This window comes from Luteibacter aegosomatissinici (assembly GCF_023078495.1).
Taxonomy (GTDB): Bacteria; Pseudomonadota; Gammaproteobacteria; order Xanthomonadales; family Rhodanobacteraceae; genus Luteibacter; species Luteibacter aegosomatissinici.
In genome coordinates this window covers 2,740,654-2,764,876 of sequence record NZ_CP095742.1, presented here as the reverse complement: position 1 = coordinate 2,764,876, position 24,223 = coordinate 2,740,654, and the positions used below count along the sequence as shown (strand labels likewise).

At 62.1% G+C, this 24,223-nt stretch carries 27 protein-coding genes; 16 read left to right on the top strand and 11 right to left on the bottom strand.

Annotated features, from left to right (window positions below):
- Positions 1-107 precede the first annotated feature (107 nt).
- Positions 108-1,766 (top strand): sensor histidine kinase, encoded by a 1,659-nt coding sequence (locus L2Y97_RS12455; RefSeq protein WP_247426886.1) that lies wholly within the window; start codon positions 108-110, stop codon positions 1,764-1,766.
- Here the strand turns inward: L2Y97_RS12455 and L2Y97_RS12450 are convergent.
- Positions 1,726-2,463, bottom strand: coding sequence for a response regulator transcription factor (locus L2Y97_RS12450; protein WP_247426883.1), 738 nt, complete (start codon positions 2,461-2,463; stop codon positions 1,726-1,728). The two genes, L2Y97_RS12455 and L2Y97_RS12450, sit on opposite strands and share 41 nt — an antisense overlap.
- 248 nt (positions 2,464-2,711) lie before the next feature.
- On the opposite strand from L2Y97_RS12450, the gene L2Y97_RS12445 reads away from it, so the two are divergent.
- A complete protein-coding gene (locus tag L2Y97_RS12445; RefSeq protein ID WP_247426880.1) occupies positions 2,712-3,545 on the top strand; it encodes an ImmA/IrrE family metallo-endopeptidase in 834 nt (277 codons plus the stop codon).
- 93 nt (positions 3,546-3,638) lie between these two features.
- On the opposite strand, the gene L2Y97_RS12440 is transcribed toward L2Y97_RS12445, so the two are convergent.
- The 3 genes from L2Y97_RS12440 to L2Y97_RS12430 form a co-directional block, all read right to left on the bottom strand.
- On the bottom strand, positions 3,639-3,920 hold the full coding sequence (locus L2Y97_RS12440; protein ID WP_247426878.1) for a hypothetical protein: 282 nt from the start codon (positions 3,918-3,920) through the stop codon (positions 3,639-3,641).
- 829 nt (positions 3,921-4,749) lie between these two features.
- On the bottom strand, positions 4,750-5,145 hold the full coding sequence (locus L2Y97_RS12435) for an ASCH domain-containing protein (protein WP_247426876.1): 396 nt from the start codon (positions 5,143-5,145) through the stop codon (positions 4,750-4,752).
- Positions 5,117-6,193, bottom strand: coding sequence for an N-acetyltransferase (locus L2Y97_RS12430; protein WP_247426874.1), 1,077 nt, complete (start codon positions 6,191-6,193; stop codon positions 5,117-5,119). Before L2Y97_RS12430 ends, L2Y97_RS12435 begins: the two co-directional genes overlap by 29 nt.
- A gap of 333 nt (positions 6,194-6,526) precedes the next feature.
- On the opposite strand from L2Y97_RS12430, the gene L2Y97_RS12425 reads away from it, so the two are divergent.
- From L2Y97_RS12425 to L2Y97_RS12395, 7 genes are all read left to right on the top strand, one after another.
- A complete protein-coding gene (locus tag L2Y97_RS12425; RefSeq protein ID WP_247426871.1) occupies positions 6,527-6,826 on the top strand; it encodes a DUF3892 domain-containing protein in 300 nt (99 codons plus the stop codon).
- Positions 6,827-7,171: 345 nt separating this feature from the next.
- The gene (locus L2Y97_RS12420) at positions 7,172-7,858 is read left to right on the top strand and encodes a hypothetical protein (RefSeq protein WP_247426868.1); all 687 of its coding nucleotides are present in this window, start codon (positions 7,172-7,174) and stop codon (positions 7,856-7,858) included.
- Positions 7,859-8,081: 223 nt separating this feature from the next.
- Positions 8,082-8,420, top strand: coding sequence for a DUF2188 domain-containing protein (locus L2Y97_RS12415; protein WP_343218372.1), 339 nt, complete (start codon positions 8,082-8,084; stop codon positions 8,418-8,420).
- 159 nt (positions 8,421-8,579) lie between these two features.
- Positions 8,580-9,578, top strand: coding sequence for a hypothetical protein (locus L2Y97_RS12410; RefSeq protein ID WP_247426866.1), 999 nt, complete (start codon positions 8,580-8,582; stop codon positions 9,576-9,578).
- Between the two features lie 393 nt (positions 9,579-9,971).
- Positions 9,972-10,931: a hypothetical protein gene (locus tag L2Y97_RS12405; RefSeq protein WP_247426863.1), complete on the top strand. Its 960-nt coding sequence runs from the start codon at positions 9,972-9,974 to the stop codon at positions 10,929-10,931.
- Between the two features lie 10 nt (positions 10,932-10,941).
- Entirely contained in the window at positions 10,942-11,505 is a 564-nt protein-coding gene (locus tag L2Y97_RS12400; protein WP_247426860.1) for a hypothetical protein, read from the top strand.
- A 187-nt stretch (positions 11,506-11,692) separates the two neighbouring features.
- Positions 11,693-12,013, top strand: a complete 321-nt coding sequence (locus L2Y97_RS12395) for a hypothetical protein (protein WP_247426858.1) — start codon at positions 11,693-11,695, stop codon at positions 12,011-12,013.
- A 682-nt stretch (positions 12,014-12,695) separates the two neighbouring features.
- Here the strand turns inward: L2Y97_RS12395 and L2Y97_RS12390 are convergent.
- Positions 12,696-13,277 (bottom strand): hypothetical protein, encoded by a 582-nt coding sequence (locus tag L2Y97_RS12390; RefSeq protein ID WP_247426855.1) that lies wholly within the window; start codon positions 13,275-13,277, stop codon positions 12,696-12,698.
- Between the two features lie 497 nt (positions 13,278-13,774).
- Complete coding sequence (locus L2Y97_RS12385; protein WP_247426852.1) at positions 13,775-13,984, bottom strand: hypothetical protein; 210 nt, start codon at positions 13,982-13,984, stop codon at positions 13,775-13,777.
- A 138-nt stretch (positions 13,985-14,122) separates the two neighbouring features.
- On the opposite strand from L2Y97_RS12385, the gene L2Y97_RS12380 reads away from it, so the two are divergent.
- The 6 genes from L2Y97_RS12380 (at position 14,123) to L2Y97_RS12355 (ending at position 19,097) form a co-directional block, all read left to right on the top strand.
- Complete coding sequence (locus L2Y97_RS12380) at positions 14,123-14,455, top strand: BufA1 family periplasmic bufferin-type metallophore (RefSeq protein ID WP_247426849.1); 333 nt, start codon at positions 14,123-14,125, stop codon at positions 14,453-14,455.
- Positions 14,456-14,602: 147 nt separating this feature from the next.
- On the top strand, positions 14,603-15,451 hold the full coding sequence (gene bufB, locus L2Y97_RS12375) for an MNIO family bufferin maturase (RefSeq protein WP_247426847.1): 849 nt from the start codon (positions 14,603-14,605) through the stop codon (positions 15,449-15,451).
- A complete protein-coding gene (locus L2Y97_RS12370; RefSeq protein WP_247426845.1) occupies positions 15,444-16,457 on the top strand; it encodes a hypothetical protein in 1,014 nt (337 codons plus the stop codon). Before bufB ends, L2Y97_RS12370 begins: the two co-directional genes overlap by 8 nt.
- A complete protein-coding gene (locus L2Y97_RS12365) occupies positions 16,454-17,254 on the top strand; it encodes an HvfC/BufC N-terminal domain-containing protein (RefSeq protein WP_247426842.1) in 801 nt (266 codons plus the stop codon). The genes L2Y97_RS12370 and L2Y97_RS12365 overlap by 4 nt, the downstream gene beginning before the upstream one ends.
- Entirely contained in the window at positions 17,247-17,738 is a 492-nt protein-coding gene (locus tag L2Y97_RS12360; protein WP_247426839.1) for a DoxX family protein, read from the top strand. The genes L2Y97_RS12365 and L2Y97_RS12360 overlap by 8 nt, the downstream gene beginning before the upstream one ends.
- Positions 17,739-17,759: 21 nt before the next feature.
- Entirely contained in the window at positions 17,760-19,097 is a 1,338-nt protein-coding gene (locus L2Y97_RS12355) for a cation:proton antiporter (protein ID WP_247426836.1), read from the top strand.
- A 7-nt stretch (positions 19,098-19,104) separates the two neighbouring features.
- Here the strand turns inward: L2Y97_RS12355 and L2Y97_RS12350 are convergent, their stop codons facing one another.
- Together L2Y97_RS12350 and L2Y97_RS12345 are read right to left on the bottom strand one after the other, a co-directional pair.
- Complete coding sequence (locus L2Y97_RS12350) at positions 19,105-19,371, bottom strand: transposase (RefSeq protein ID WP_247426833.1); 267 nt, start codon at positions 19,369-19,371, stop codon at positions 19,105-19,107.
- A gap of 88 nt (positions 19,372-19,459) precedes the next feature.
- Positions 19,460-20,407: a helix-turn-helix domain-containing protein gene (locus L2Y97_RS12345; protein WP_247426830.1), complete on the bottom strand. Its 948-nt coding sequence runs from the start codon at positions 20,405-20,407 to the stop codon at positions 19,460-19,462.
- A 206-nt stretch (positions 20,408-20,613) separates the two neighbouring features.
- Here L2Y97_RS12345 and L2Y97_RS12340 point away from each other — a divergent pair, with 206 nt between their 5' ends.
- Positions 20,614-21,012, top strand: coding sequence for a helix-turn-helix transcriptional regulator (locus L2Y97_RS12340; protein WP_247426827.1), 399 nt, complete (start codon positions 20,614-20,616; stop codon positions 21,010-21,012).
- A gap of 9 nt (positions 21,013-21,021) precedes the next feature.
- Here the strand turns inward: L2Y97_RS12340 and L2Y97_RS12335 are convergent, their stop codons facing one another.
- From L2Y97_RS12335 to L2Y97_RS12325, 3 genes are read right to left on the bottom strand one after another with little or no spacing between them, the layout of a single operon-like run.
- Entirely contained in the window at positions 21,022-21,153 is a 132-nt protein-coding gene (locus L2Y97_RS12335) for a hypothetical protein (RefSeq protein ID WP_247426825.1), read from the bottom strand.
- Between the two features lie 59 nt (positions 21,154-21,212).
- Positions 21,213-22,556, bottom strand: coding sequence for a TolC family protein (locus L2Y97_RS12330; RefSeq protein WP_247426824.1), 1,344 nt, complete (start codon positions 22,554-22,556; stop codon positions 21,213-21,215).
- The gene (locus L2Y97_RS12325) at positions 22,546-24,177 is read right to left on the bottom strand and encodes an FUSC family protein (protein ID WP_247426822.1); all 1,632 of its coding nucleotides are present in this window, start codon (positions 24,175-24,177) and stop codon (positions 22,546-22,548) included. The genes L2Y97_RS12330 and L2Y97_RS12325 overlap by 11 nt, the downstream gene beginning before the upstream one ends.
- Positions 24,178-24,223: the final 46 nt, after the last annotated feature.

The window sequence follows — 24,223 nt, the reverse complement described above, 5'->3', positions numbered from 1 at the left end:
GGTCTGCCGCAGGGGCGGCGGTTTTTTTATAGGCGTCATCTCCCTGAAATACACGCACGCACGCGCACGGAATCCTCACGGACGCTCACTTTTTCCGGAGCCCTGCCATGCCCGTTGTCCGTTCCGTCCTGACCTGGTTGCAGGCGGCCCCTGTCGAAGACCCCGTTGAGTTCCGTCACGCGCCGGCAATCCAGTTCCTGCTCCTGTTCATGATGGTGACCCTGCCGCTCAACTGGGCGTATCACCTCTTGCTGGTCAAGACCCCCGTCCGCCCCGACATGGCCATCGACCTTGCCGTCGACGTGATGGTGTGGACAACGGCATTGTTGTGCGTCCGGCTCATCCGCCAGGGGCGCCTGCGGCGCGCGGTGCAATGGTTCGTCACGGCCATGCTCGTCGCACTCGCTGTCATGTACCTGTCCATCGGCCTGACGCGGCAGATGCTCGACCAGACCTATCCGGTGCTCACCATCGTCCTCGGTGGCCTCATTCTTGGTCGCAGGTCGCTCTGGCTCATCTACGGTCTCATCGTGCTGATGATGTGGGGTGGGGGCATTGTCGATGTGGTCCATCTCACAGCCCGTGCGTACCCCCGACCCTGGCTCGGCGCAGCGAATGCGCCATCGATGTCGATGAGCTACTTTGTCATCACGCTTGTCCTTGACCGCTGCGTGTGGGCGATGCGTGCTGCCCTTCAAGAGGCGCGGCAATCCGCCGGATTGCTTCTTGCAGCCAACGAGGCGCTCCGCACGGAAATGGAGGCCCGCGAACGTGCCCAGGACATGGCGCTCCACGCACACGGCATGGAAACCGTCGGCCGCCTATCCGCTGGTATTGCCCACGACGTCAACCACCTCGTTGCCATCGTTGAAGGCGCAGCCGAGCGCAGCCGTTCTCTTGACGACCCGGCGCAGTTGCGCGCACTCATCCGGGACATCGGCGGTGCTGCAACGCGGGCGCGCGAACTGGTGCGGCGTCTGACCGCATTCGCGCGGCGTGGCGGGACCTCGCCGGAACGCTTCGATGCCGCACGCGCCGTCGCTGACATCCAGCCGGTCCTCAGGCAGATATTCCCACCGGGGGTTGATGTTGATGTCGAGTCGGCCGCGCCATCGATGGTCTGGATGGACCGCAGCCACTTCGACCTTGCCATCGTCAACGTGGCGACCAATGCGCGCGACGCCATGGGCGCATCGGGACGTTTTGCGGTGAAGTTCAGCTGGAGCGACCGGGGCAACACGAGAGGGGTGAACGTGGAGATGGCCGACAGCGGTCCGGGCATGTCGGAGGCCGTGCGCGTCCGTGCCTGCGAGCCGTTCTTCACCACCAAGCCGACGGGGGAGGGAACAGGACTCGGCCTCGCGATGGTCAAGGATATGCTGGTGCGAAACAGCGGGGAGCTAACCCTCACATCCGTGCCCGGGGTCGGGACAACGGTCGGGTTGTGGCTGCCGGAACGTGGCGAGGACGCTGCTCCGGCGCCGCTTCGCGTCCTGGTGGTCGAACGTGACGAAGGGCGACGCGATGCGTCGGTTGTATCGCTTGAGGAGATGGGCTGCATTGTGGTGGCTGTGGCCGGACCGGCGGAGGCCGGAGCGCTGCTCGACCACCTCGCAGACGACCTCGATGTCATTCTCGCCGGGGAGCCCCTCAAAGGCTGGGGAGACCTTGCCGTCGTTGCATTACAGCGCACAGCGGCAGCGGATGTCGCCGCCCGTGACGCCGTCAAGGGGTTTCGGGCAAGGGGGCCTCTGGCTGCAGCATGAGGTACCCACGCGAACGGATCGCGCGCACCGGCAACATGCTGGCGGTTACACGGCTGACTTTGGTACGCAGCCGATGGACGGTCATCTCCAGACGGTGGGGATCGAAGTCGTGTGCATCGTCAGAAAGAGCGCGGATGAGGACGTCCCTGGCAACCGTTCCACCGCGTTGCTCGTAGAGCAGCCCGAGCACAATCCGCTCATGGGCCGTCAAGGCAACTGCCTGCCCGCCTGGCGAGCGAAGCACCCAGCCACCGTCACGGAGCGTCCAGTCCGGCACCTGTTGCGCCACGGGCAGCTCGGTCGGCCGCCCCGTCGCCAGCCGCCTTGCCACGCTGCGGATGGTTGCCGCCAGGACGGAGACCGAAACCGGCTTCGTCAGGTAGGCGTCCGCGCCGTCTTCAAGCCCCCGCACACGGTCAGTGGTCTCATCCCGCGCCGTCAGGAGGATGAGGCCGAGGGACGGCGTATTCCGCAACCGCCGGACGATGCTGAAGCCATCCTCGTCGGGAAGCCCGACATCGAGGACGACCACGTCGACCCTGTGGTTCCCGAGGATGGATTCAAGGCCAACGGGATGCCCCGCTGTGTGGACCTCGAACCCGTACGTCTTCAGTTCGGGCGCGATGATGCGCTCACGCAACGCCTCGTCATCCTCAAGGAGGGCGACGCACAGCGATGGCGAAAACAGTGGATTCATGAGAAGGCAAGCCGCAGGACAGACACCCATCGTAGCGTCGTGCTGCTCGTCCGGTAACCGGATGAATCACAGTTGGAATGACGGTCGACCTCTATAGCGCATCCGGGGCGTCTACACAAGGCAGCGTGGGCAGTCCGGTGGGCTTATGATGAAGCCGTTCCCAGGGGAAGGGGAAATGCTGTTGCAGTTTCGTTGGACCACGTTGTTTTAGCCGGGGCGGCTTTGCTCGCCTCCGTCCCAGAACCACAATGGTGATTCCAGTGACTGATACACGACTCCGCAAGATTTCCGCCCTTCGCCACAACCTCCAGGACCCGTACGCCTTTATTGAGGACATCGAGGAGGCGGCCGGGCAACCCCAACACGCAGCCCTCGCGAAACAGCCCCAGCAGGCCCGGCAAGGCCGTCGGCACACGGAAGAGGCCATCAAGGCGGCCGTACGAAAACTCCACATCGACCTCTGGACCCGACGTGCTGAGTTCTGGCGGACGCCACCGACGGACCCTATCGAAGTCATTGATGCGGAAAAGGCCGTCGAGCTCATCGGCTACAGCCTGGAGATGTCCGATGGTCTTGGTTTCCGGCAGGCCCAGAAGGGTCAGCAGGAGGTGGCCGGGCTCATCGACCGGGGGGAGCGCGTTATCCGCCTCTCACGCCAGTTCCCCGGTCCGTCGATGGCGTTCACCCTGGCTCACGAACTGGGTCACGCTGTCCTCCACCCCGAAGGCGGCGGCATCCACCGCGACCGCTCGCGCGATCGTTCGGGCGCGTCCACCAGCCCTACGGAGTTTGAGGCGGACCGCTTTGCCGTCCACTTCCTCATGCCCGAGCGTCTGGTCCGAGAACGGTTCGAGGACCGCGTTGGCACCGCACCGTTCGTTCTCAACGACGAAACGGCATTTGCACTTCGCCAGAAAAACCTCGACATCGCCGACGAGCGCTTCCCGACGGACCGCTCGCTTTCGCGACACCTCGCCGGCCTTGAGCAGTACGACACGCGCCACTTTCCGTCCCTGGCCGCCATATTCCGGGTCTCGTTGACCACGATGGCCATTCGCCTGGAAGAACTCGGGCTGGTGTAGGGCGGTAGCGCGGATTCACGCGCCGGCCAATTGCATGCATGGTCACGGATGACCATTTCCTCGGCGACCACGCATGCAACACAGCTGGAGTTCTTACTTCCCTTTTTTCTGAGTCAGCACGCTGCCGGCCAGCGTTTTGGTCGTCTTGCTGCTCCGCCCGTCGTCGAGCGCCTTGGCCGCGACGGTGGCGACCTTTGCCGACGTTGCCTTCGAGGTTCCCGCCTGGGCAAGGGCGCTGGCGGCAACTGTCTTCGCTGCCTTGCTCGAAGCGGGATTGCTGAGCACGTTCGATGCCTTCGTGGCGACAGGCTTGCTGGTCTTCTCGTTGTTTCCCATGATTCCCCCGATGGCTTTGGTTGGGTGGCGCTTATGCATCCTGCCGAACACGTGCGGCCATGTCTGTAGGAAGTCGCCTACACCGGAAGGTCTAAGTATGACTACCCACGCCTTCACGATGAAAACCACAGCCCAGGTTCACGACGCCCACCTTGGAGCCTCACGCATTCTTGGCGGCCCGGCTGGCGGATGTCTTCGGACGGTCGAGATGCCTGATTTCGGGAAGGGGGCCGCTGCGTCAGCGGTTGTGACTCTGGGTTCGTGTTTTCCGGCGATGCCGGGTGCGCTTTTGAACCTCATGAGAAGGACGTGCCGGGTCTGTGAGCGGCGCTTGGGTCGGTGCCTGTTGCTCGTCGTCGTTTCACACAGCCGCTCTGCGTGCCGAACGGATGTGGACCAACAACAAAAAAGCCGCCCCGAAGGGCGGCTTCATCGGCGCGACAGACGTTGTCCGGAAGGATGGCCGTCAACGTCACCATGCTCTGCCACGGTGGGCTGGAAGCGTGGTTACACATGCCGCGTCTGCCTTGACCCTACTCTGGATGGGGAGAACGTCAAGGGGGCTGGATGAAATGATTTTACGGGTTGACAGATATAACCCAAAAGATAGGATCGCGGGACACTTCCCGGTACACCCCGAAATGCCCGTAGGCGTTGGCGGAGAGTGCATCAGGCGGATCCCACTCTCTCCGCCAAGTGACCCCAATGCCCGGAACAGTGAGGCCCTTTGGCGGGCCACCAAACACGGCCATCGCATGGTGGTCCGGCTGCTGGCGCCGGCATCGGACACGTCGGCGTGGGAGGAGTGGATGTGGGATGAAGTTAAACGCTGCGGGCGCCTTGCGCCCGACAGCGAAACCGCCAGGGATTACCAGTGCGCCGATACCTCTGGGTCGACGTACCTGAAAGACTGAGGCGCGACCATTCCATCCTCGACCTCATCGAGCGCGCGCGGGAGGTCGAAGCGGCGGGGATTCCTCACTCCAATCGCAATAGCCCTTTGCCTGCCGCTGAAGTACAACCTGAAGAATTTCCGGGAGATTCCGGCGTGATTCTTGGTCGTCTCCCAAACAGTGCTGGGACTTCCATCTATCACCTCACCAATTTCAAAATCGCCAATGACCTTTCCTACCGGCATGGTCGCGTAGATGAGAACCTTGGTCACGGCCGGATTCTTGAAAAAATTCTTTCGAAACTCATAACGCTTATGGCCAGACAAGATTTTGTCGGCATGCTCAGGGTGTATCGACAATAAGACCTGCACTTGCACCTCCAAGCTTCAATACATGTTTGATCTGTTGTTCCGTAATTGGAAAAGACGTCCAGCGCGCCTCCCTGTCAAATCCGACCTCTTCAATGAGGCGTTTCCGGATGATTCGCTTGGGGAGCGCGATGTTGTAGCTGAATCGAATGACGCGGTTGTATTGCTTGTCCGTGTAGAACTTTGTCAGCTCTTCCTTGGTGAACACGCTGTAGGGAAGGGCATATTCCAGGAAGCTTTGCAGGGTGGGAAACGAGTTCAACCACCTGAATTCCTCGACGACACAGGCACTGGTTGCTACCGCACTGTACTCGGCAGGGATGGTCCCCTCCTTCGTCCTATAGATGAGCACGATATCGCCCGGCTTCAGGTCCTCGACGCCGGGAATTTTGCACAGATAGACCTTGTGTATGCTGTTGGTGGCCGATGTGTCAGTGACCATAACCGACGCGTCTTCGGTTTTCAGCAGCGAGTCTGGAAAGAGCCGACTGTGGTACTCCGGATAAATGGACAGGAGGACGTGCTTTGTTGTGGGTGCTATCCGGATTAAGGGGTAGGACTGGCGGGCGGTGGGTCCCAAAGCGGTCATGCTGCGGGACATGACATCCTCGGCCATCCGATTGACCATCTTTTCGCCCACCTTCTCGAAGCCATATCTAGAAAGAAGCGATAAAAGCCCTTCATGCTTCGGAAAGACCGTGACGTATACCTCGGAGACGTTGCAGGCGACAGCAATGTCAAAAATCTTCTTTATGAAGCGCTCGCCGAGTTTTGTGCCGTGAGCGTTGACCTTGAATGTGCCAATCTTCAGGCGATGGAGCGCTGGGAGGCTGGGGGTGATATCGGTGAGTTCCTCTGTTTCCTGCTTGGTATAGAGGAACCCTTGTAGGTTCCCAGCCTCATCAAGTGAGACAAAGGCTTTGTCGTCCTTTTTCTTTTCGAACCAGTTTTCAAAACCTGGATAGTCCGCCTTCAGTGAATCGAAGAACGGGTCCGAAAGCTTCACATCGCTAAACTTCCTTAAAGACAACACGCCATCTGTATCGGTCACCACGCTCTCCTTGATTCCCTCTGAGTGACAGGGCACGAACCGTGCCTTGCCCGTAGAGGATAACGCTGCTGGGTGGCGCTGTCTGACATGTCGGGAAATCCAACCATAAGGCGCCTGGCCGGCGCAGCGGGGGCCACCCCCGGAAACCGCCTCGCGGTTGACGACGGAGGCCTTGATGACGGCCTCTATATAATTCGGCGTAGGTGAGAGCTGACAGACAAACGGTCCTTCTCAGGCCCATCCTCTTCCCGCCGTCTGACCGGCGCCCCATGCGGCGAAGGCCGCCCCGAGGATTGCCGGATGGCGAGCGCAAATTCGACAGGGGAGTACGACATGACCGAATATCAGGTGACCTGTATCATCAGGCCACACCCGGAAAGTCGATACGAGCACATTACCCATGTGGGCAATTCGCAGGGGAGCTGGAGGATGACCCGCGAGGCCGTTATCCGCCGGATTAATGGTGGCAATGAGGCGTATGTGGTCATCGACCCAAGCACCGGAAAGAGGGCGCTGATTGGCGTCCGGCACGACACCGGAAAGGCCCCCTACCTGCAAACCCATGCAGATGGGTACTGGAACGACAACCTGCTGGCGCTTCCCCAGTGCGGGGCGCTGCCGGTCATCGAGTGACAGAGGAAGCCAATGGCCATCCGCCGTCCCCAGCCGCCACGTCCACCCTGTCCTCCGAAGCCACCGGAGCGCATCCAGAACATTCAGACCGTCCGCCCCATCGGCAAGACGAAGTGGGTCCGGGCCCACTGGCGGTGGGACTACGGAACCCATCGTTGGGAGTGGGTCCTCGGTCATTGGAGCAAATAACGAGCGGTTTGCCGGGGCGGAGTAAACTGACCCCCGTCGCCGGATATAGGCGGTTACAGGGGAATGTCATGCATCCGAGACTTCGCCAGGGAGCGGCGGTTCTGCTGCCCCTTTTTCTATCCTCTCTCGCTGCCACAGCGTGTAGTTGGGCCAGCCGTGAAAGCTGAGCCGGTCACGCCCGCCCCCTCCATCCTAGACCCCGTCTTCGACCGGGCCAGCGACACGCTGAGGTATGCCGAACACCTTCTGGTCAAGCGGGTGAAGGTGCACTCCTCTGAAGCCCTCGTGGTCATGGACTCGGTTTGGCATGTGCCGGGGTTTCTGTTCCTCGGGCTTGGTCTCAATACCAAGCGGCTGGTCCTGACCGCCCTCATGGTGCCCGTCTGGTGGCTGATTTTTTCCGCTATCGCCCTGTTTGACAGTGCGCTCGGCCACCCTTCGCCCGGTGGTCTATGGTGGCCGGCGGCGCTGATGGCGATGGGAACGATGGTGTTCCGCCTGCCGGCTGGCGGTGCGCTGGACGGGGTCAAGCGGACTGCCGTCCTGCTCCTTGCCATCTTTGTCCGGGACCGCTGTCCCACCGAGGAGGGCTTGGTTGGGGTCAAGTCGGCCATTGCCGCTCTTCAGCCATTGGCAATCGCACGGAATGCCCGGTTACAGGCTGTCGTTGGCCTGCTCTGGGGTGGTCTCACCTGGTGGGTGCTGACTTGGGTGTTGGGCAGCAGTGTGGCCCAGGCCACCCGGAATGCTGCCGCCGGGTGGGCGATCGTGGCCGGCTTGTTTTCGTCCTCGTCTTTCTTGCCTGGACCAGCTATGCGACGGCGTCCCGGGTCTTTTGGCTGACCGTGGACCTGGCGGTGGCCGAGGTCGAGGCGGGAACCATCCCTGTGGGGATAGCTCTGCCGGAAGGCTTGCGCCTCTAGGTTCCAACCAAGCAGGATGCTGGAAAAAATCCCCTATATCTTGTGTTGACCCCGCCGCCGAGCGTGGATATGTTGAGGACGAGCGTAAAAAGCCGCTTGGTGTCTAGACCAGCCGGCCGGCGTGCCCAAACAGCACCACGGTAATGTGGGGTTGGTCTGGGACGGTTTCGCATGTCCACGTGCAGCGTCCTCCTGCACACCGTCAACCAGAGGCGGCCGTGGTGTCATCCAATTTCATGGAGAGACATTCAGTGACTCTGAAACGGTATGCCATCACCAAGAGAGGTGGCATTTGGGAGCTCAGGGCACATGGTGCTCAGCGGGCCACCCTGACGGCTCAAACCAAGGCCGAGATCATGCAAAAAATGAAGCAATTTATGGCCGACAAACACGCATCCGTCCGCATCCACGACGAGTGCGGCCTCTTCCAAGAGGAGCGGACGTATCAGCGGAGCGATGACCCCCGGTCCAGCAAAGGGTGACACGTGGAACGAGGAGGACGGCGCGAGCCGGCCTTCTTCGTCGGTAGGTGTACTTTTACACGCGCGTGCGTCGAGAATCCCACCAATGGTTTCCCGCCGGGTAACCGGTTTCCGTTTGCCCGACGCCGACTTGAAGTTTGGAATCTACATGGAGGGGGCATGGCGAGGACTCGCGCAAAGCTCGGTTGGCTTGACTCCGCAGATGCCCGACACCGTCAGCGCCGACCGGTCTATGAAATTGTCATTTTCCGCGAGCTTGGCCTGTATCCGAGGGGGACCTACGTCCTTCCCGATAGTCTTTTCCATGCGGACGATGAAGTGGTGTTTTCGGTTGTTCGCGGAGTTCCTTGGGATATTTTCGACCCAGAGCTGCCGTTCACCGAGTTGAGGAGCTTGTCGCCGGGTCATCTGCGTTTGGTTTCTGCCCTGATGCTGTGCGAGGTCAGAAACGGAAGCCGCCTAATCTTCTATCCGGAAATCGAGTCTCGCCCCCTCCTCGATGCGCGGCGGCTTCAGCTCGACTCCCCGTCGGTGCTTGCCGAAATCAGGGACCTAGTAATGGGGCGGTGCCGGGAGCAGCTGGCAATAGAGCGTGTGCGCCGGCATTTTCGTCCTCCCGAGCGACCATATGACCTATGGACCCATTCCGAATTCGCCATCCATCGGCTTCCGGAATTCTTTGAAGCATTGAACCCGGTCGACTACGTCGTCTATCGGGGCATGCATGCCTTGATGAAAGCGGACATGCTTTCCCGCCATCCGGAGTTCAGGGAAGAGGCGACCACCGCCTGCTACGTTGCCCTGGATGCCTCGTTTTCGGCTGTCCAAGAACACCTGGTCCAGTCCGGCATCGTCAACCCTTCCGCCAGGGACGCCGCGCAATGGGTCCACCGTCATTTCAATGAGCCGTTCGGTTTGCCGGCCCCCGGCGCAGACGAGCGGTATTTTGGGGAGATGTATGAGCAACGCATCATGACCCTGCATCCAAAAAGCCGCCATGGCGCGGTACCCGTCGCGCCACTTATGTATGAGGACTACATGTTCATGCGCCGCGACCTGCGCGAGTTTTTTGCCTATCTTCTGACCGGCCGGCACGGTGAGGACTTCCAAAGGGACGTTGATGTGCATCTTGGCAAGAGGAGGCCGTACGAACGGTAATGCCGAGCGTTGACAACTTGGCTCGTCGTCCTCACGATTCCGGGCCACAATCCGGCCCACCGATGCGGGGCCCGGGGGCGTTGGGGTAGTGCGGAACAACCGTCCCCCACTCTCTCCGCCAGCTGAAGTCACTTTTCGTAAAATCAGTCACTTATGAGAAAAGGATTTGACGGCGCGGTGGTAGACAAAGGTCCGAAAAAATGACCGAGCATTCGGAGTCGTCGAGGGACGCGCTTGGCAGACGGTCCTCGTTGGTGCGCGGAAACGGTCAAGGCGTTGGTGTTTAGCAATGGCGAGAGTCAAGCCTGATTCTGCGAAGGCGGGGCATCGTCTAGGCGGTGGCGCGGCGATCGCAGACCATGAGATCCTTTCGCTTTAAATCGGGGGATATAAATGCGCAAGGACGAACGCTCAGTATTTTTCTACGACGCGAAGTCGTCGGCGTGGACGCGAAAGCTGGGAGACGGATTGCCCGGCTTTCCGCACTACGCGCTTGCCGCCACTCTCAGGGCACTCGTTAACGCCAATCAAGCGACGATCACTAACGCCAAGGGGCATGCGTGGAATATTCAGGACATCAAGCTTTTTGCCAATCGATGCGAGATGCTCATTAACTATGTCGATCCCGATGCGGCTGACCCGACTCTAACGGATCCGGTTAAAAAACAACGGCGCCAAGTGCTAAAGAATGGCGACGAAGGGCTCGAGCATTCGGCGCACATCCTTTGGAAATTTGGCGACAAGAGCAATAACGCGCCGTGTACCTTCCTAGTTGAAGCAGCGGCGGGATTGGGGTCCACTCGTGTAGCAACTATATTACGCACGTTGCTCCGCGAGGCCTCGAAGGACTCGAAGAAGTTCACCATTGAGGATCCGGAAGCGACTCGCGACGCCGCTGGTCACTTCAAGCGTATCCCAGCTCGGCCATTGATCCACCTAGCTGGGCATCCGTCGAAGGAGTTCATTCAAGATCTCCAAAAGGGCGAGCTTAAAGAGGTTGAGCTGTACAGTCTCCAGAATAAAGGGGCAAAGTGGGACTCTAGTGGAGCTGCCACGATTGACCGTTCGTCGGTCATCATCAAGGCCAATCCTCAGAAGGCAACGCAGAAAGCGTTAAACCTTTTGAAGACAATCACGTCTGGGCATACGAGCGACTACGAGTTCGCCAGGATCAAATTCAAATCAGAGTCAGATCTCGACCACACTGTGAATGTGCACTCGTCGTCATTCAACCTAGTGAACGAGGATAAGTATGTGAGGAAGGAGCGCATAACGGGTATAGGCGACAACTTGCCCACGGCGTTCAGCGCAATCAACACTGTCATCATGTCGAAGATCAGGGCGCTGAGCTGATGAGACCGCCATGCTTGATATAACTATCGCGCCCATTTCTTACTTGCGTATCCGTCATCCGCAGAAGTGGGTAGTGGACTGGCTCATGCCGTCGATTCTGACCGCGATATCAACGGTACTTGTGATTTGCTTTGCAAAAGCCGGAGCGATCGCTGGCCCCTCAGGGCTTATCGACAGACTGTGTCTCGCTTGTTCGATCCTTCCAGGGTTTTACATCGCATCGCTCGCGGCGATCGCGACTTTCAATCGTCCAGATATCGACGAGTTGATGCCGGCACCGACTCCAACGCTTCTCGTGGTGGTGCATGAGGCAAAGAAGGTCCTGGACCTCACCCGGCGGCGCTTCCTGGCTTATCTTTTCGGCTTCTTGTGTTGGGAAAGCCTACTTTTGCTCGTGTATTTCGTATTCGCCGGCGTAATTGCGCAGGGCGTCATGCAGCACCTCGGCGCGTTCGCTCCCTTGGGTCGTGCTGCCTTCATCGTCATTGCATTTTTTCTGTTTTGGCAGCTCATATGCGCAACCTGTTTAGGTCTCTATTATTTGGCTGACCGCCTCAATCGCCCTGCATTTTGATACGGCACTGACCCCGTCGAAGACGTCCTACCGGTTGGTCCCGTTTCGTTTCAAGTCGATAGCGGTGCGGCGATTTTATCCGCCGTGAACTCATTGCCGGGCTTCCATTGGCTGCCCGATCTGCTGAACTGTAAACCCGGCCAAAGGTGGTCGATTAGATGGTTGGGCCTCACAAGGATAAACTTCCATGATCAAGATCTTGAACACGCAAGGCATTTCCGGTCCAGTCCTCTGCTGCGATGTATGCGACGAGCGCATCGATGACTTTGGGCTGGGTGCAGCAGTTTTCTCTAGATCCAATGCGGAGAACTCTCTCACGCCAGTATTCATTGTCCATAAAGGCGGTTGCCATGATGCAGCAGAGCGAAAAATTAGGGCTGCTGGCCTGCGCTCTGGGTGGGAAGAGCTCAAACACCATTTTGTCTATTTGCTTCATAACGGCGGAGTTTCACCAGAATCGTTTGTGGAGTCGTCCGTGTCCGCCGACCGAATTGGCCGCATTCGGTAAAGCGTTGATCCGGCTAGCGCTGGTGTTACATTAGCCCAGCATATCGTTCAAGACAGACGGCTTCGCTGTCGATTGAGCCCAGAGTTCCACACTCGCTCATGGCCGGTTGTGCGCCACGTGAACGCGGTGGCGATTGAGCGGGCTGTGGCCCGCAGAAGCCACGATGCAGCGAACCTTACCGATTCGATGGAAGTAATCGCTAGCAGCAAGGTGATCGGCATCAGCGCGTTGTCCAGACCGTATCGGCATCCCAGAAGCGTCTGGCCTGCGAGTCGTTCATTGAGCCCATGAACGCAGCCGACGCGAATTCCGTTCGAGTTGTCATCTTGTCCTACCATGGTCCAACGTCAGCCTTGAAAGGAAACGCGATGGCAAGGACGTGCTTCATTTGTTGCAAACCAGCCTCGTCACGAGAGCACTTGTGCGCGGCTGCGCTGGGTGGCGCCGGGCGAAACAAGGGCATTCATTGTCACAAGCGCAACAATGCGTATGGGCCGGTCATCGGCGTTTGATGGCGCAGACGACGCCGGCGATGGGCTTCTCCATCGGGTCATGTGCGACGATGACGACGAAAAGCACCAAGCCATGCTGTGGGGCGAGGGCGCCACGGCGGCCTATGGGTCGACAGGCGCCTGATCGTCGTCAAGCGCCTATTGCCGGGGCGTCGTCTTGATGGCGAGCACTATTTTGATGGCGCCGGCGCCGCCTCCACCGCCTCCTCGTAGCGGCCCGTTTTGAACAGATCCCCGGGCTGCTTCGGGAAAATGCCTAGCGGATCTTCGATGACGGTGATGACGCGATCGTTGCCGTGGGCGGCCAGCGTGAACGCGGCAAACTTCGTCTTCCGGCCCCCGACGTAGTCATAGAAGATGCCGGTCACGGTGCCATCAACCTTTTTGCCGTCGATCAATAGATGCGGGTAGGGCAGCTTGCCGATCATTGGCGGTGTTTGCACTTCGCCGCTAGCGATTCCGTTTCGCACCAGCAGATTGATCGTGATGAACACATCCGGGACAGGGCAATCGATGCATCCTTCATCGGTCCAGCCGCCGCTCCAGGCCTGGTCGACTGCCCACCACTCGTAGGCGTGATGGGCCGTGCTGGTCACCGCGTTGGGCAAACGATCAAGGTTATCCAGCATATCGGCGCCCTTGACCAGGACGGCGCCGAGCGCGGCGAAGAGAGCTTTGGTCCAGACGCCCGAGGTCGGCTGTGCCCGTTTCGCCTGGGTGGGCGGCGCTGGGCGGCGCTTACGCTTTGGCATGAACGGTCATCGTCCTTGGTGTAAAAGGGGCGGCGCAGCGAGCGCAGAAGGGCAATTCCCCTTACCGCGACGCCTGAGTATCCTGCTTTGCGCTGCCCATCAACAAGGACGGATCATGGCCAGAACCGCCACGAGACTGAAAGACACCGGCACGGCCATTGACGCGCTGCAGCGACTGACCTCAATACCTGGTGCAGCCAGCCTTGAAGCACAGAACGATGCCAAGTAGATCCGAGACGCCGCGCCCACCGTTTCGAGCGCCGAACAAGTGCGCTACCTGCTCAATGCCCCCCTCTATTCAGCGGCTCGTTGGCACCTTCAGTCCATCGGAGTGGGTTCCCAAGGAGCTGATCGACGCTTACTTCAACTGTTCGGTGCTCACGTTTGAGCGCCGCGTGCACGCCCACGTAGGCGTCGCAGGTAAAGCCTGCCGTACCAAGCTGGAGGATCATCGGCCGCCCGACTACGACGCGCAATGATGGGGCGGGTAGGCTGCGTTACTCCAGAGGGTGCGCCAGCTGTCGGCTGTAGGCGTCGTGGACGTTTCCCTGGCATTGGAGAACATCAACGAGCCCTTGGCCAATCATTCCCTGGACTGCGGTCAGCAAGCTGTCGATCAGTGTCCGTACCGGATTGAAGTCGCCGATCGTGGCGCCGATCCCGACGATCGCCGCGAGCCCGGTCACCGTCTGGCTGACGTACGCCACCGCAAGACCAAGCCCACACCGCAACCACGTGCCACCCCGCACAACCGAATTCAATCAACCCCACACGATCCGACACAACATCCTCACGGGGCCGAACCACCTATGAGCCTCTTCTCTCAAGCCACTGAGGATGTATCCATGTCTAGCCGAACCGTGAGCCTTCTTGTTGCCGGTGCTATCGCAACCGTCGTTGGCAGCTTCACCTGCGCGACCGCTGCCGCTGAGGATTTCACGCCCGCCCAGAAGAAGATCCAGGCGGAACATACGAAGTTGGTCAAGTCCGGAAAGGTTGAGCCGTGCTTTGGCACGGCCCTGAAGGGCCAGAACGATTGCTACGCCGGCGCGGGCACCACGTGTGCCGGCACGAGCACGCAGGACTACCAGGGCAACGCGTTCAAGCTCGTGCCGAAGGGTACCTGCACCGCGGTCAGCACCCCGAACGGCCCGGGCAGCCTCACCCCGAAGGTCTGATGTCCAAGCCCATCCGGCCGCTCGCGCCGGATGGGCCCTCCAGGGCGCTCGCCCCGCATTCAAGGCAATGCCGTGTCCACTGTCTGGTCAATTCCCCCGCATAGCCATGCTCCGCCGCGTCGTACGCCGATCGGGCGGTGGTGCGGGGTGAGCCTAAAGCCCGAGCACTACCGTGCCATCCTCGACAACGAGCCCGCTGTGCCGTTTTTCGAGGTGCATGCTGAGAACTACATGGGCGCAGGTGGGCCTCCTCATCGTTACCTCACCGCCATCCGGGAGCGCTATGCCATCTCGGTACATGGCGTGGGCCTTTCGCTCGGTGGCCAACTTCCCCTGGATCGTGAGCACCTGGGCCGCCTGAAAACGTTGGTGGACCGATACGAGCCTGCGCTGTTCTCCGAGCACCTGGCATGGTCCACGCATTCGCGGGGCTTCTTGAATGACCTCCTGCCGTTGCCGTATACGGTCGATACGTTGCGCCAGGTCTGTGAGCACGTCGACGAGCTGCAGAGCCATCTTGCCCGGCAGATACTGCTTGAAAACCCGGCGACGTATATCCGTTTCGACGAAAGCACGTTCGAAGAAACGGATTTCATCAATGAGATCGCCCGCCGGACAGGATGCGGCATCCTGCTCGATGTCAATAACGTCGTCGTGTCATGCGCGAATCATGGAATGGACCCGTTCGCGTATGTCGGCCGGATCGACCCTGGGGCTGTGGGGGAATTCCATCTCGCCGGCCATCAGCGGGAACACGAGGGCACGGACGATGAGGTGCTCATCGACACGCATGATCGTAGCGTCGGCCCGTCGGTATGGGCGTTGTATGAGGCAGCGATAGGGCTTACCGGTGCCCGGCCAGCCATGATCGAGTGGGACGCGAACATTCCCTCGCTGCATGTGCTGGTGGCCGAGGCCGCGCAAGCAGACGGCATCACAGCGAAAGCGACGGAAGCCGCGGCTCCTGCACGAACGTCACGGTGCAGCCATGTCTGAGCGTCGCGTCTGCCTTTATTTTTCCTGGAGCCGTCCGCTCGAAACGGGCGCTACGCTGGGCGACATCAACAACCGCTTCCCCGCGTTGTTCGAGACACGCCGTATCCACTATCCGCGTTTCGAGCACCTCGCGCATTCGGGTGATATCGATCAGGGGATAGCCGGCTTTCTCGATCACATCCAGTTACCCAACTTCCTTAACTTCCGGCAGCTGGCGAAGGGCATCACCCGTCACCAGGCCTTGCTGCTCGAGCGGGTCAGCGACAACGTCGGAACCCTTGAACTGACGGACGCGCTCCTAGACGAAGTCGATACCCTGATCATCATCAGCTTCGATGCCATGCCCACGCGGCAGCGCCCGTCGCCGGCTGAGATGAAAGCCCTCCGCCGCTTTCTCCACGCGCCGGAGAACATGCTCTTCGTGTGTCCGCATCACGACATCGGGGATACCACCAGCGTCGCCCCGAATCTACGCGACCATCGTCAGGAGACCGAGTTTCACCATCATGGCGATCGCACCATTCCGCCTCAGCAACGCTTTGGCGGCTTCGGGCGAGCGGTACTTTCCGGCCTGGGTGTGCCGGTGGAAAACCGATTCGGCCTGCGTCCGCGGCTTGATAGCCAAGGCACGCCGTGGCCGTTCCGCGCCGCCCGTGCGCTGGACCGGTGGGGGCTGTTGAAGGATGTCGAGACCTTCAACGCGCACCCGCACTTGCCGCATTTCGAGCGCCTGGGCGAGGCGCGGGAGCGTCTCGATGTCCTCGTCCAGCAGCAGGTCGAACCGACGGCGCTTCCGCACCCATTCTGCGACGAGGGTTGGCGTGATTTCGACGCCATGCTCCAGTCACGGCCTGGCGTGTTCAGTGGCACCTTGCTCGTGTGCGACTCGACCCTGTGGAGTTCCACGGCGGGCGGCCTTGCCCAACTCCAGATGTTCTGGTCGAACGTCCTCCATCGGCCGAAGGCGACGACGGCCATGCCGTCACCGCCAGGTGCACGGCCGTGAGTGGCCGCTTCGAAGCCGATTGGCAGTCGTGTTTCGGCGACGCTGTGCTCGACGCGTCACTTCCCGTTCCCCCAAGGATCAACGGCGGTCCACGCGCCAGTACGGCACGGCGCTTCGGCGTTTACCGGAACAACGCGGTGATGGGGCAGGTGCTCACGCTCGAGGATGCGTACCCCGTGACGGCCAGGCTCGTCGGCACCGAGTTCTTCCGGGCAATGGCGGCGGCTTATTGCCTGGGTGAGGTTCCTCGCTCACCCGTGATGGCCGAATACGGCGCGTCGTTTCCGGCTTTCATGGATCGCTTTCCGCCTGCGCAATCGCTCCCGTACCTCGGTGACGTCGCCCGGTTGGAACGGGCGTGGGTCGAGGCCTATCACGCGAACGAGTCCCCGGTGCTTGAGCCGGACGCGCTCCTGGTAGCCATCTCCGGCGACGCGCATGCGCAGGTTGTACTGCATCCCTCCATAAGGCTCGTACATTCCATCTACCCAGTGGTATCGATCTGGGAGGCAAACACCGACCCGGCCGCCGCGCAATGCGTGCACCTGGATGAAGGGCCAGAGAGCTGTGTCGTCGCGCGTCCGGCCCAGGATGTCGAGGTCTACCGGCTTCAGCACGGAGGCGTCACGTTTCTTGCCGGCTTGATGCGTGGTGAAGACCTGACCAGCGCGGCGGCGCTCGCAGTCAATACGGCCGACGACTTCGATCTTGTTTTTCATCTACGCCTGCTGGTCGACGCACGCCTGGTCGTCGCGTCGAGCATGGGCGTCCCTACCGCGGAGACTTCCGGTGATTGATCACGTCATTCGACGCTCGCGCTTCTCGTGGCTGGGGCGCATCCATGGCGCGCTTACCCATATCGGTGCCGCGCTCGCGCCGATCGCCGTGCGGATCGCATTAGCGTTGCCTTTTCTTCGTTCGGGGTTAACCCGCTGGGACGGCTGGTTCAGCTTATCGCCGGCGACCACCTATCTTTTCGAAGAGCAGTTCCAACTCCATGTGTTCGGTGCGCAGGTCGCCATCCCGTGGCCGGATCAGGTTGCATGGCTGGTCGCCTGTGCGGAGCTCGCACTGCCCGTGCTGTTGCTTGCTGGGTTGGCTACCCGCGCTGCGGCCCTTGGTTTGCTCATCATGACGGCCGTGATCCAGCTGGTCTTTCCTGACGGTTGGGCGAACTTCCATTTGTATTGGGCGGCGCTCGCCCTGGCCGCGATGGCGCTCGGGGCCGGCCCCTTGTCGCTTGATTGGCTTTTCTCAAAGGTGATGCGGGGCGCGAGATAACACCCCCGTGAGGGAGAAGCCATGGGCACCGTGATCCTGACAGTCCTCCTGCTCTCTACCGTGGTGGTGAGCGCCGTGCTGACCCGCGCGCTTGGCCAGCGTGTGCCGTTGCCGCTCGTGCAGATCGCCCTTGGGAGCGCACTGGATCTGGTCCATCCGGTGGACATGGCGCTGTCGCCCGACACCTTCTTCCTGCTCTTTCTTGCGCCACTGCTCTTCCTGGATGGCTGGCGATTGCCCCGGGAAGGGTTGTTCGCGGACAAAGGAACCATCGTGTCCCTTGCGTTCGGACTGGTCTGCCTGACCGTTGCGGGCGTCGGTGTGTTTATTCACTGGCTCATTCCGACATTCACCATGGCAGGGGCTTTCGCGCTGGCCGCCATCCTGTCACCCACGGATACCGTGGCGGTGACCGCCATGGCTGCGCGCTCACCCATGCCACCGAGGCTGATGCTCATCCTCGAAGGGGAATCGCTGCTCAACGACGCCTCCGGCATCGTCTGCTTCCGGTTTGCGATCGCCGCTTCGGCGACAGGCACGTTTTCTGCGGCTCATGCGCTGGGTACCTTCGCCTGGGTGGCAGCCATCGGCCTGATGGTCGGGGCTGCCGTCTGTCTCGTTGCCAACGCAGCGAAGGACTGGGTCGCACGTTCGCTTGGTGAGGAAGTGGGCGTACAGGTCTTGGTGAGTCTGATCATCCCGTTCGTGGCATACGTGGTGGCCGATGCACTGCATGCCTCCGGCATCCTCGCGGCCGTCGCGGCGGGCATCACGATGGGCGTTGAGGAGCGGACAGGGCGGGCATCGGCATTGACCCGCGTTCGCCGGCGTGCAGTATGGGACGCCGTCGCGTTTGCGGGCAACGGCGTGATCTTCGTCGTGCTTGGGCAACAGTTGCCAGCGATCGTGAGTGCGGCGAACCGGGCGCTCGGTCAGGCGGCCAAGGCCGAGCTTTGGTGGCTTGCGGTCTACGTTGCTGCCATCTGCGCTGTCCTGACGATGATCCGGGCGCTCTGGGCGTGGGTAGCGTTGCGCGTTCGCCAGGACCCGGGGCACCGCTGGCGTGGGGCGTTCAGCGCCGCTGAACTGCGTATCGTGGGGATCACGGCGGTGGCGGGCGCGAAGGGCGCCGTGACACTCGCGGCCGCCATGGCGATCCCCCTGCAGACCGGATCAGGCGAGCCGTGGCGGGCACGTGACCTTTCCATTTTCCTGGCCGCGGCCGTCATCGTTGTTTCATTGGTCTGCGCATCGCTTGGCCTGCACCTGCTCACCGGGTATGGCAAGGCCCGAGATGGACGCTCGTCGTCGCCGGATGGTGGTGGTGAAGGCGTGCTCCGTCATCGCGGCGCCCGCTGATGGTCGGTTAGCGTTTTCCCGTGAGCAGTATCTTCAGCCGCTCGTTCTCAAGCGCGAGTTCGGCATACATGCGCTTCAGGGCACCGAGCTCCATTTCCGCTTCCCGCAGCCGCTGCGCGGTGGAAAGTGCGGCACCCGCAAACCGGCTCCGCCAGGCTTCCAGTGTTTCGCGGGTGATCTGCAGGTCTTCGCAAACGACCTCGGGCTCGCGTCCGCTCGCCAGCTGGGAAAGGGCGTTGGCGATCTGCTGCTCGGAGAACCGCTTCGTACGCACGCGCTTCCCTCCATTGGACACCAGATACTACGTCCGTGCGCACCTTTGCGGCTGGCCCCGCGTTGCGAAGTCTGGGCATCGGTTGCGCTCAGGATGACCGCGCGCCGCGCGAACGGCGGGGACCGTACTCACGTGCGAAGGCGCCCGGTGTGGCGCCGACGTGGAAGGTGAACCGCCGCGTGAAATGGCTCTGGTCCGAGAATCCCGCGAGCAGGGCGATATCGGCTAGTGACAACGCAGTCTCGACCACGAGCTGGCGGGCGCGGCGGATGCGGCACTCTTCGACAAAGGCAAATGCGGTGACGCCCATGGTCTGCTTGAACACGCGACAGAAGTGGAAACGGCTGACGCCGACGATCGCCGCGAGTTCCGCCAGCCCGATCGGGCGGTGCAGGTTATCTTCGATGTAGTCGGTGAGTCGGGTTATCTCGGTCCGGCCAAGCCCGCGCGTTCGCTGCCGCTCGACGGGCCGAAAGACGTTGTAGCGGCGGAGGAGATGCGCCGCCAGTGCGCTGGAGAGCGCGTCGACGATGAGGCGCTGGCACGGATGCGGGGCCAGGTCGAGTTCGGCAACATACGCCTGGGCCAGACGCGTGATGGTGGGATCGAACGTATCGAAAACATTCACCACCTCCAGGCGCACCGGTCCCGCGTCGCCGAGTTCGTCGGCCGCGTGCGTCACAAGGGAGGTGGGGATGCGCAGTCGCGCCGAGGGCGCGGCATCACCGTCCCAGGACGACGAATAACCCGCCGGCATGATGAGCGTGTGGCCGGCCCGAATGGTCCGTGTGTCGACCGCACCCGCCCGCATCTGGGTCAGGCGCGACGCGCCTGACGTGCAGAGATGCACCATGTGGTGGTCGAGCGGCGCGTACGATTCGGCCACGTTCGAATAGCTGCGGTGTACGTCCAGGGTCACGCCGGACCAGCCCCGGCCCCTGCTCGTGGCGAGGGGAAGCTGGGGCCGGGCATGCAGGATCGCGTCAATGGAAAGCGCGGTCGGGGCCTGTGGCGGGTTCGGGGTCAGCTGGGACATCGTGCTGTGTCCGGTAGATGGCGTGATTGTGCCTGCGCCTGCAGGGACACGTTCTTGCGTGGCATTGCTGTAAATAGGCGCGCCTTGCTTCTCGCGGGCCGTGCGGGCGTCACGGGATTTTTCCAATATCCGTTGGTTGAATCGCCAATGCCATTGGCTGCGTGTTGCCACCACAGTGGCCGTTTAACCAGATGGTCGATGGCGCAATGCAGCAGTCGTTGATGGATGTGCGGCCCAAGCCGTCGGCCCGCCTGTTGGGCGCGGACGGGAAGCGGGTGATGGATTACATCGAGCAACACTTGGGCGAACGCGTTGACATCACCGCAGTCGCGGGCCTGTTGAACATGTCGGTCGGGCACTTCTACCGAAGCTTCAAGGCCACGTTCGGGGAGCGGCCGGGGCAATACATCACCCGTCGGCGCATGGCCTATGCGCAGTACTTGATGCTCTCCACGGATATGTCGCTTGCCGACGTCGCGCTGGCCTGCGGGATGTCGGACCAGTCGCACTTCTCGAATGTGTTCAAGCGTGTCGTTGGTTGGCCGCCGAGGCGTTGGCGGAGCGAGCGAGGCGGAACGCGATCTGCCTTCACTCCCGCGCGGTAACATCGCCATTTAGACCGGATCCAGGATGTCGGCTTTGCGCAACCAGATGTAAAGGCTGCCGGTCTTCACGGAGAGATCCCGCGCAACAACGGCCACAGGTTCACGTGCTACCCGCACCCGCCGGACGGCTTCGGTCTTCACGTGCGCTGGGTACCGCCGCTTGGTGCCGCCATCCAAGGGCTGCCGGTTCAGCGGCCCGCTCACGGGCCGCCGGGATCAGGGTGCGCCTCGCCGGTAGCGAGGGCCAGGCCGGCCGCTGAGGCGAACGCGTTGGCTCGCGCGTCTTCCTCGTCCGACTCCGCGGCGGCCAGTGCATTGCCTTCGGCCGAAAGCTCGTCGAACGTGGCAAGCCCGTGGCGGTATGCGCTGAGCGCTGCATCGTGTGACACCGTCGCCGCGAGGGTCACCGCGTGCGCTGCTTCGACCTCGGCGAGCGCCGTCTTCAGCGCATGAAAGGCATTTGAGACCTGCTTCTCAGCCTTCCGCCTGGCCGCCTCCAGGCTGTCCTGCGCCGCATCACGCGCTGCCTCGGCGGCAAGCCGTGAGGAATGGCGCATCCCGCCATCGTAAAGCGGCCAGCTGAACTGGACGAAGAGGGCACCGCCAGGGCGATGGACGGAGGACCAGGCGCCGCCGTCCGAGCGCAGCCGTCCATCGTTGAGGAAGGCCTGCCCGAGCAACGAGACGGTCGGACGATCGTCGGCCTTGGCAGCGCGCACGCCGGCTTCGGCGGCCTCGAGCTTCCCTTGCGCGGCAAGCAGGTCGGGCCGCCGGGCGAGAGCCGCATCGACATACCGGGCCACGTCCGATGCGGGCGGCAGCGGAAGGTTCGTCATCTCGTCCGGTACCAGCGTGAGGGCTGTATCCGGTGGCAGCCCGATGTCGGCGAGGAGCGCGGACAGCGCGACCGTCCTGGCCGCGCCTGTCCTGACGACCGCAAGGCGGGCTTGTGCCACCTGTCGATCGGCGCGAGCGGCTTCCACCACCGTGGCGAGCTCGTGCTTTTGCCGTGCGGTCACCGCGAGTTGTTCGATGGTTGCGGTTTCCAGTGCCTTTTGCGCCGAGCGTTCCTTGCCCTGCGCGGCACGTACCGCGTAGTAGTCGCGGGTGATGGTGAATACGAGTGTCTGGTGCGCGCCGGTGAAGGCCGCATTGGCGACAAACACGGTCGCGTCCGCGCGGTCGCGGGCCGCATCGCGGCGGCCAAAATCGAACAGCAACCACTTGACCGTCAGCGACGGAATCGATTCCCGTGTGTCCGATACGAAATAGCCCCGGGCGACGACAGTGGCAGGTGCTGGCAGCGGCGTACGTTGCGCGCCCGCGAGTGCCTCAACGGCCAGCTGGGGCAGGTAGGCGCTGCGCGCGAGACCAGCGCCAGCGGCAGCGGCCTGCGCCTCATCCCACGCCTGGCGCGTCTCGGGGCTGGTGCGTTGGGCCAGGTCGATCAATCCGGCAAGGTCATACGGCGCCATGGGTGGTGGCGCGCATAGTGCAGTAGCCGGGATGAGCAGGAGCAGCGAGCACAGCAGGTTACGAGACACGGAATGGCCTCGCATCGAGCGTGGCAATGGCCGCCACCAGGTCGTCGGGAAGCACGCCCGTGGGTGGGGCTTGTAGAACCCCGCCTTCGAGACCATCACGGGTGCCTTCCGCGAGCCGGGCGAGTGCCGAACACAGCCAATCGCGATCATTCCGGTTCACGGTGCTGTCCGGAACGGCCAGCGTCCACACCGCGACCCGGGTGAGCGCGTACAGCCGGTCGTGTTGTTGCATAGGTGCCATGGCATCGCGTGCTGGCTCAAACGAAGCGATGACGGCAAGGCGCCCCATGTCTTCCAGATCCACGGCCGTCCCGATGACATCCGACGGATGCGCTGGCAAGGTACTGGCGGCGATCCCGCGAAGTCGACGCAGCATGCGGGAAGCCACACGTTCAAGGCTGGCTTGCGTGCTGATGGGCCAGAGTGTTGCAAACACGACACTCATGGCGATGTTGCCGAGCAGGATGCCGATCAGCCGGTCGCGCAGCACGGTCAGGTCATCCGTGGGGCCCGTGTCTTGAAGCACGCCGAGGAAGAAGGCGAACGCGGTCTGGAGGCCGGCATAGGCGATCAACGGACCTGCGGTAGCTATCCAGCTACAGCCCAGCGTGACGAGGAAGAAAAGGACGATGAAGCTGCCTATGTCGTCCATCACGGGGAACAGGAAGATGATGCTCACACCGGCAATGAAGCCTCCGGTCGCTGCGCCGGCGAGGCGTAGCCCCAGCTTGTGAATGGTTTCCCCGGTACTGGCGAGTGCAACGAAGAAACAGGTGATGATCGATGTGCGCAGGCCCGACCAGTCGAGTGCGGAATAAACCACGTAGCACGTCATGGCCGCGAGCGTCGCCTTGAGTGCAAAGCGGGCACCACCCACGTGGTCGAACGACGTGCCCTCGTCCACGGGCACCGCAGTGGCGAAGGGCGTGCGGTGGCGTAGCAATGAGCGTAGGGCCTCGGCGCGGGCGAGGAGGCGCATGCTTGTCGGGCCGGGCATCGTCCGCGCCAGCGCGGCGCAGGTCGCGATTTGCCACGTCGTGCCCAGTCGCGCCATGGCATCTTCACCAAGCCGGGACGCCAGCGCCGCCAGCTCCCGCATCGAGACGTCCGCGCGCGCCGGTTCGACGGGCGCTGGGCGAAGCGCTGCATCGAGGCCATCGTCGAACACCGCGCGCGCCGACCGGCCGAATGCGGCCTCGACGAGAGGGACGAGCGCACACGCCACGCCCAGGATGAGCAGCAGCCACAGCAGCAGGTGTGTCAGCGCTTCGGCATCCGGTATCTGGTCCGCCAGGGTCTGCGTGACCACGAGCAGGAAGCCGGCGAGGAAGACCACCGGCCCGATCCGCTCCAGTCGGGAGGCGAACATGGCCAGGAACATGACCCCTGCCATGAGCGGAATGCGTAGTGCCGGTTCACTGATATCCAGCATGTAGAGCAGGAGGCTGGCCGATATCGATACGAGGCCAGCCACGAAAGCGCCGGCCGACTGGATCGCCGATGTCGACATGTCGCGCTGGGACGCCATGAGCACGACGTACGCGCCATAGGCGGGTAGCGGCACCCGAAAAACGAGGAAGACCGTCGCGACGAGGGTTGCGCAGGCCGTCGTTCGAATCATGCGGCCCCAACGGTGGCCGTCAAGGCGAAGGTCGGCACGTGCCATC